The sequence below is a fragment of the Nocardioides sp. CFH 31398 genome, from assembly GCF_022436705.1.
Classification (GTDB): domain Bacteria; phylum Actinomycetota; class Actinomycetes; order Propionibacteriales; family Nocardioidaceae; genus Nocardioides.
Window position 1 is genome coordinate 21,626 of sequence record NZ_JAKUHT010000038.1, and the last position, 7,017, is coordinate 28,642.

The following is a 7,017-nucleotide window of genomic DNA, read 5'->3' on the forward strand; positions in this document are numbered from 1 at the left end:
ATCACCCACGGGCCCGCCCAACTTGCATAAAGTCGACTGGGTCTGAAGACAATCGGACACATGAGTCAAGCCCTCGCCCCACCGACGACGGCGGGCCCCACCCCGGGCACGCCGACGAAGTCCGCCACCGCGGCACCCCGCCGGCGCTTCACCGCCTGGCGTCGCTGGCTGTCCCCCGTGGCGATCGTCGCGCTGTGGCAGCTCGCCAGCAGCACCGGCGTGCTGGACGAGCGCAAGCTCGCCTCGCCCGCGCAGATCGCGACCGCCGCGGGCGAGCTGATCGCCGACGGGACGCTGGGCGACGCCGTCCTCGTGTCGGTCCAGCGGGTCGCCCTCGGGTTCGTGCTGGGCGCGTCCTTCGGGCTCCTGCTGGCCCTCGTCGCCGGCCTGAGCAAGATCGGCGAGGAGGCCGTCGACCCGCCGATGCAGATGCTGCGCACGCTGCCGCACTTCGGCCTCATCCCCCTGTTCATCATCTGGATGGGCATCGACGAGGCGCCCAAGGTCGCCCTGATCGCGCTCGGCGTCGCGTTCCCGCTCTACCTGAACACCTTCGCCGGCATCCGTGGCATCGACCGCAAGGTGATGGAGGCGGCCCGCTCCATGCACCTGACGCGGCTCCAGCGCATCCGCCACGTCGTCCTGCCCGGCGCCCTGCCCAACACGCTGGTGGGTCTGCGCCAGAGCCTCGGCATCGCCTGGCTCTCGCTGATCGTCGCGGAGACCATCGGCTCCGACGCCGGCCTCGGCTACATGATCAACCGCGCCCGCGACTTCCTGCTGACCGACGTGATCGTCGTCGGCCTCGTGACCTACAGCCTGCTCGGGCTGGCCACCGACGCCATCGTCCGCTACCTCGAGAGGAGGGCGCTCTCATGGCGCGCCTGACCCCCACCCGCCGGTCGAGCCGGCCCGGCGCGTCGGACACCCCGTCCGTCGGCCCCCACGTCCCCGACCCGCACCCCGCCAACGGCGCGGACCGCGCCGCGGGCCACGTCGCCCGCGTCCGCGGCCACCACCGCTCGTTCGGCGACGTCCACGTCCTGCGCTCCATCGACCTCGACATCGCCCCCGGCGAGTTCGTCGCCCTGCTCGGTCGCAGCGGCTGCGGCAAGTCCACGCTCCTGCGCAGCCTGGCGCACCTGGACCCCTCCCCCGCCGAGGAGGTGGACGTCGTCGGCCGCTCCGCGGTCGCCTTCCAGGAGCCGCGCCTGCTGCCCTGGAAGACCGTCGTCGACAACGTGGCCCTCGCCCTGCTCAACGCCCCGGAGCGCAAGGACCGCGACCGCCTCGCCCGCGAGCGCCTCGAGGAGGTCGGTCTCGGCGAGAAGCTCGACGCCTGGCCCCTGCAGCTCTCCGGCGGGCAGGCGCAGCGGGTCTCGCTGGCCCGTGCCCTGGTGCCCGACCCCAGCCTGCTGCTGCTCGACGAGCCGTTCAGCGCGCTGGACGCCCTGACGCGCATCGAGATGCACCAGCTCGTCATCGAGCTCTGGCGCCGTCGGCAGATGGCGATCCTGCTCGTGACCCACGACGTCGACGAGGCCCTGAACCTGGCCGACCGCGTCCACGTGATGGACGGCGGCCAGATGGCGCGCACCTGGGAGATCGGGCTCCCGCGCTCGGAGCGCTCGCCGTCGCACCCGGAGGTCGCGGCCGTCCGCGAGGAGATCCTCCACTCCCTCGGGGTCGAGCCGACCCCGCCCAACCCGAACCGCGCGCCCGGCACCCCCGCCGCGGACGCCCACGACCGAGGAGCAGCATGACCCGCACCAGCACCCGACGGGCCACCCGCCGTACCGCCCTGGCCACCGCCGGGGCGGCCCTCGCCCTCGTCCTCGCCGGCTGCGGCGGGGACGCCACGGGCAACGAGGCCGCCGTCAACGACGACGGGTCGGTCGACCTCGAGGAGGTCACGCTCATCGTCGGCGACCAGAAGTCCGCCAGCCAGCAGGCCATGCTCGAGGCCGCCGGCGAGGACGACACGGACTACGAGATCCAGTGGGAGGAGTTCACCTCCGGCCCGCCGATGATGGAGGCGCTCGGCACCGGCGCGATCCACCTCGGGTACGTCGGCAACACGCCGCCGATCTTCGCCGCGGCCTCCGGCTCGGAGCTCAAGGTCGTCCAGGCGTCGACCTACACGGGCCTCGGCGACGCCATCCTCGTGCCGAAGGACTCGCCGCTGCAGTCGGTCGAGGACCTGCGGGGCAAGACCGTCGCCGTCGCCGAGGGCAGCTCGGCGAACTACAACCTGCTCGCCCAGCTGCGCGAGGCCGGCGTGGAGCTGGAGGAGGTCGAGCAGCGCAACCTGCAGCCGGCCGACGGCCTCGCGGCCTTCAGCCAGGGCTTCATCGACGCCTGGGTCGTCTGGGAGCCCTACGTCTCCCAGGCCATCATCGAGGAGGACGCCCGGGTGCTGGCCGACGGCGAGGACGTCGTCAACGGCATGAACTTCCAGGTCGCCTCCGACGTGGCCCTCGACGACGCGGCGACCGAGGCCGCCGTCGAGGACTACATCGGCCGCATCACCCGGGCGCAGGTGTGGGCCTCGCAGAACCGCGAGGAGTGGGCCGACGTCTGGGCCGAGCAGACGGGCCTGTCGCCCGAGGTCACGCTCGCCGCGGCGCGGAAGCGGCCGATCTCGATCCTGCCCGTCGACCAGGAGGTGATCGACTCCGAGCAGGAGATCTCCGACACCTTCACGGACGCCGACCTCCTGCCCGAGCCGGTCGACGTCGCCGAGTACTTCGACGGTCGGTACTCCGAGCAGCTCGCCCCGCTGGTCGAGCAGACCGCGAGCAACGCCGGCTGAGCCGCCCGACCGGCTGATCGTCGTGCGCACGGGGGTCGGGGCCGCTGTGGGAGTGTGGTCGTCGTGGACGACGCGACCTGGCTGGCCCTGACCCTCGTGCTCACCGTGGTGGGCCTGGCGGTGACTGTCCTGGCCCTCCGACGCCGCGGTTCCGCCCCCGCCCTGCGGGCCCTGGGCATCACGCTGCTGGTGCCGGCGGCGTACCTCACCGACGCCCTGCCCCTCGTGGTCCGGATCGGTCAGGAGATCGGGTCCTGGGCCGTCCGCCTGGTCTTCTCCCCCGTCGTCTGGTCCGGGGTCGCGCTCGGTGTCGTCGGGGTCGTCCTCTTCCTCGTCGGAGGGTCGATGATGGCCCGCGGTCGCGGCGTCACCGCCCGTCGCCCGGCCCCGGCCGCCGAGGGGGCCGACGGCCGTCCCGCCGTCGGCGCGGGCCAGGACCGGGCCCCGGCGGGCCGGCGCGGTCGCTCCGCGCGCCAGGCCCCGCCGGCCCAGCAGCCCGCCGACGAGGGCATGGACGACATCGAGGCCATCCTCCGCCGTCGCGGCATCGAGTAGGCGCGGCGGATGAGCGAGGACCGGGACCTCCTCGCGGCACGGCTGGGCCGCGCGCTCGCGGCGTACGGCGAGGCCGGCGCCCGCCGTCCCGTCGTGGTGGTCGACCTCTCCGCGTTCGACGCGAACGCCGCCGACCTCGAGCGCCGGGCGGGCGGGGTGCCGATCCGCGTGGCGTCGAAGTCCGTGCGCGTCCCCGCGCTGCTGTCGCGGGTGCTCGCCCGCGACGGGTTCTCGGGCGTCCTGGCCTACACGTTGGCCGAGGCGCTGTGGCTGCACCGCACTGGCGTCACCGACGACGTCCTCGTCGCCTACCCGAGCGTCGACCTGCCGGCGCTCACTGCGCTCGCCGCCGACCCCGAGGCGGCCGCGGCGATCACGGTGATGGTCGACGACGTGAGGCACCTCGACCTCGTGGACGAGGCGCGCCGCTCGGTCGGGGACCCGGCGGTCGTCCGGGTGGCCCTCGACGTGGACGCGTCCCTCCACGCCGGCCCCGGGCGCCTCGGACCCCGACGCTCGCCGCTGCGCTCCGTCGCCGACGTGGTCCTCCTCGGTCGCGAGGTCCTCACCCGCGACGGCCTCGACCTGGTCGGGGCGATGACCTACGAGGGCCTCGTCGCCGGCCTGGGCGACGCGGTCCCCGGCCAGGCGGTCCGCACCACCGTGCTGCGGCGGCTGCAGGCCGCCAACCTGGCGCAGCTGCGCCGCCGGCGCCGTCGGGTCGCGGTCGGCCTCGCCCGCGCGGGGGCGGCGCTCGAGCTGTGGAACGCCGGGGGCACCGGGTCGGTCGAGGCCGCGGCGTCCGACCCGGTGGTCACCGAGGTCGCGGCCGGCTCCGGCCTGCTGGCGCCCCGCCTGTTCGACCACTACCGGGCGTTCGCGCCCACCCCCGCGGCGTACCTGGGCCTGCCGGTCACCCGGCGTCCCGACGCCACCACCGCCACCGTCCACGGGGGCGGGTACGTCGCCTCCGGGGCCGCCGGGCCCGACCGGCTCCCGACGCCGTGGGCGCCGTCCGGGCTCGAGCTGACGGCCACGGAGGGCGCGGGCGAGGTGCAGACCCCGCTCGTCGGCGCGGGCGCCGCCGACCTCGCCGTGGGCGACACGGTCTGGTTCCGGCACGCCAAGGCCGGTGAGCTGATGGAGCACGTCGGCTCCGTCCTGCTGCTCCGCGGTGCGGACGTCGTCGACGAGGTGGCGACCTACCGCGGGCTGGGGCAGGTCTTCTGAGCACCGGGTGGGCCGAGGCCGTGGCCGGCGAGGTGCTGGCCCTGGCGCGCTCCCGGCCGCCGACGCTGGGGACGGGCCGGCTCGTCTGCCTCGACGGACCGGCCGGCACCGGGAAGACCACCCTGGCCGCCGCGATCGCCGACCGCGCGGGGCCGGACGGCTGCGAGGTCGTCCACGCCGACGACCTGTACGCCGGGTGGTCCGGCCTCGGCGAGGTCGCCGTCCAGCTCGACTCGCTGCTGCCGCCGCTCGCCGAGGGCCGGCCCGGCGCCTACCGCCGCTGGGACTGGCACGCCTCCGCGTGGGCGGGCACCGTCACGGTGGCGCCCTCCCCGCTGCTCCTCGTCGAGGGGGTGGGGTCCTGGGCCGCCGCCCACGCGGCCCGGGTCACCGTCCTGGTGTGGCTGACCGCACCGGTCGCGCTCCGCCGCGACCGGGTGCTCGCGCGCGACGGCGCTACGGTCGCGCCGCACCTCGACGCGTGGTCGGCCGACGAGGACGCCCACCACCGGGCGCAGGGCACCGAGGCCCACGCCGACCTCGTCGTCGACGCGGCGGCGGCTCGGGACTGACGCGCGCCTAGCGCTCGAGGAGGGCGCGGAGCTCGCGGAGCTGCGCGCGGGCGCGGTCGCCGTCCGACGACTGGATCCCGAGCGCCGTGCGCGTCGTGCCGTCCGCGAGGTCGAGCGTCGCCCACGGCGCTCCCGAGGGGAGGCGCACGGCGAGCACCTGCGCCTGGTCGTAGTCGTGGCGGCGGAACCCGTTCACCACGACCAGCCTCTCGGCCGTGACGGTGATGCGCGAGCGCACCAGGCCCCACCAGACCGAGAACAGCAGGAGCCCGAAGAACAGCATCGTGCCGATCTGGAACGGGGTGAAGCGGTCCCGGATGTCGCGGGCCAGCAGGAACCACGCGGCCAGGCAGATCACCAGCAGCATGCCGCCGAGGAGCGTCGCCGCCATCCGGGTGGCGAGCGGCCGGAACGTGCGGGGCAGGCCCCGCTCAGATGCGGCAGGCATGGATGTCCGTGAGGAGGATGCCGCGGGCGCCGACGCCGTACAGCTCGTCCATGAGGCGCTGGGCCCCGGCCCGCGGGACCATCGCGCGGACCGCGACCCAGCCCTCCCGCTGGAGCGGGGAGATGGTCGGGCCCTCGATGCCGGGCGTCAGCGCGGTCGCGGGCTCGAGGTGCTCGCGGGCGATGTCGTAGTCCATCATCACGTAGCTCCGGGCGAGCAGGACGCCGTCCACGCGACGGCGGAAGACGTCGAACCCGTCCGGCATCTCGCCGCCGCGGCGCGTGACCAGCACGGCGCGCGACGTCATCACCGGCTCGCCGAAGATCTCCAGGCCGGCGGCGCGCAGGGTGCTGCCGGTCTCGACCACGTCGGCGACGACATCGGCGACGCCGAGCTGGATGCTGGTCTCGACCGCACCGTCCAGCCGGGTCACGGACGCCTCGATGCCCTCGCGCTCCAGGAACGAGGTCACGATCCCGACGTACGAGGTGGCGATGCGTGCGCCGGCCAGGTCCGACCACTCGCGGTAGGCGCCGGGGCGCGCCGCGAAGTGGAAGCGGGAGCCGCCGAACCCGAGGTCCATGACCTCGTCGGCGTCCGCGCCGGAGTCCAGCAGCAGGTCGCGGCCGGTGATGCCGAGGTCGAGGGTCCCCTCCCCGACGTACAGGGCGATGTCACGGGGGCGCAGGTAGAAGAACTCGACGCCGTTCTCGTGGTCGGTGAGCGCCAGCTCCTTGCTGTCGCGGCGCTGGCGGTAGCCGGACTCGCGCAGGATCGCGGACGACGCCTCCGACAGCGCCCCCTTGTTGGGGACGGCGATGCGCAGCGGCCGGCTCACAGGTGCGCGTACACGTCGTCGGGGCTGATGCCGACGGCGAGCATCAGCACCTGGGCGTGGTAGAGCAGCTGGCTGATCTCCTCGGCGGCGCGCTCGGCGCCCTCGTGCTCGGCCGCCATCCAGGACTCGGCGGCCTCCTCGACCAGCTTCTTGCCGATGGCGTGCACGCCGGCGTCCAGCGCAGCCACGGTGCCCGAGCCGGCGGGGCGCTCGACGGCCTTGGTCGACAGCTCCGACCAGAGCTCCTCGAAGGTCTTCACGAGGGTCCAGCCTAGGCGGGGCGACGCAGGCACGCCGAGTCGGCCCGAACGCACGCCCCACGGACCCCGAGTCGGCCCGAACGCACGCCCCACGGACCCCGAGTCGGCCCGAACGCACGCCTCCACGGACTCGAGTCGCCACGTCCGGACGGCTCGTGGTCTCGTCGGCGCCTCGCCCGGCTGCTCAGACGTGCCGACTCGACGCCGTACAGCTGCGCAGACGTGCCGACTCGACGCCATACAGCTGCGCAGACGTGCCGACTCGACGCCGTACAGCTGCGCAGACGTGCCGACTCGACGCC

The 7,017-nt window shown here is 74.7% G+C and carries 9 protein-coding genes; 6 read left to right on the top strand and 3 right to left on the bottom strand.

The features are described 5' to 3' along the window. The first annotated feature begins 60 nt into the window (after positions 1-60). The 6 genes from MJ876_RS20750 (at position 61) to MJ876_RS20775 (ending at position 5,169) form a co-directional block, all read left to right on the top strand. The gene (locus tag MJ876_RS20750; RefSeq protein WP_240239325.1) at positions 61-888 is read left to right on the top strand and encodes an ABC transporter permease; all 828 of its coding nucleotides are present in this window, start codon (positions 61-63) and stop codon (positions 886-888) included. Continuing rightward, complete coding sequence (locus tag MJ876_RS20755) at positions 876-1,763, top strand: ABC transporter ATP-binding protein (protein ID WP_240239327.1); 888 nt, start codon at positions 876-878, stop codon at positions 1,761-1,763. Before MJ876_RS20750 ends, MJ876_RS20755 begins: the two co-directional genes overlap by 13 nt. Next, positions 1,760-2,812 (top strand): ABC transporter substrate-binding protein, encoded by a 1,053-nt coding sequence (locus MJ876_RS20760; RefSeq protein ID WP_240239329.1) that lies wholly within the window; start codon positions 1,760-1,762, stop codon positions 2,810-2,812. The genes MJ876_RS20755 and MJ876_RS20760 overlap by 4 nt, the downstream gene beginning before the upstream one ends. Positions 2,813-2,875: 63 nt before the next feature. Then, positions 2,876-3,367, top strand: coding sequence for a hypothetical protein (locus tag MJ876_RS20765; protein WP_240239331.1), 492 nt, complete (start codon positions 2,876-2,878; stop codon positions 3,365-3,367). A 9-nt stretch (positions 3,368-3,376) separates the two neighbouring features. Continuing rightward, positions 3,377-4,597 carry an alanine racemase gene (locus tag MJ876_RS20770; protein WP_240238768.1) on the top strand — a complete coding sequence of 407 codons (1,221 nt, stop codon included), beginning with the start codon at positions 3,377-3,379 and terminating at the stop codon, positions 4,595-4,597. Between the two features lie 20 nt (positions 4,598-4,617). Continuing rightward, complete coding sequence (locus MJ876_RS20775; protein ID WP_240238770.1) at positions 4,618-5,169, top strand: AAA family ATPase; 552 nt, start codon at positions 4,618-4,620, stop codon at positions 5,167-5,169. 7 nt (positions 5,170-5,176) lie between these two features. On the opposite strand, the gene MJ876_RS20780 is transcribed toward MJ876_RS20775, so the two are convergent. The 3 genes from MJ876_RS20780 to MJ876_RS20790 are packed head-to-tail and all read right to left on the bottom strand — an operon-like array spanning position 5,177 to position 6,715. Continuing rightward, positions 5,177-5,617, bottom strand: coding sequence for a PH domain-containing protein (locus tag MJ876_RS20780; RefSeq protein WP_240238772.1), 441 nt, complete (start codon positions 5,615-5,617; stop codon positions 5,177-5,179). After that, positions 5,601-6,455, bottom strand: a complete 855-nt coding sequence (hisG, locus tag MJ876_RS20785) for an ATP phosphoribosyltransferase (RefSeq protein WP_240238773.1) — start codon at positions 6,453-6,455, stop codon at positions 5,601-5,603. The genes MJ876_RS20780 and hisG overlap by 17 nt, the downstream gene beginning before the upstream one ends. Continuing rightward, positions 6,452-6,715 carry a phosphoribosyl-ATP diphosphatase gene (locus tag MJ876_RS20790; protein ID WP_240238774.1) on the bottom strand — a complete coding sequence of 88 codons (264 nt, stop codon included), beginning with the start codon at positions 6,713-6,715 and terminating at the stop codon, positions 6,452-6,454. Before MJ876_RS20790 ends, hisG begins: the two co-directional genes overlap by 4 nt. Between the last annotated feature and the right edge of the window lie 302 nt (positions 6,716-7,017).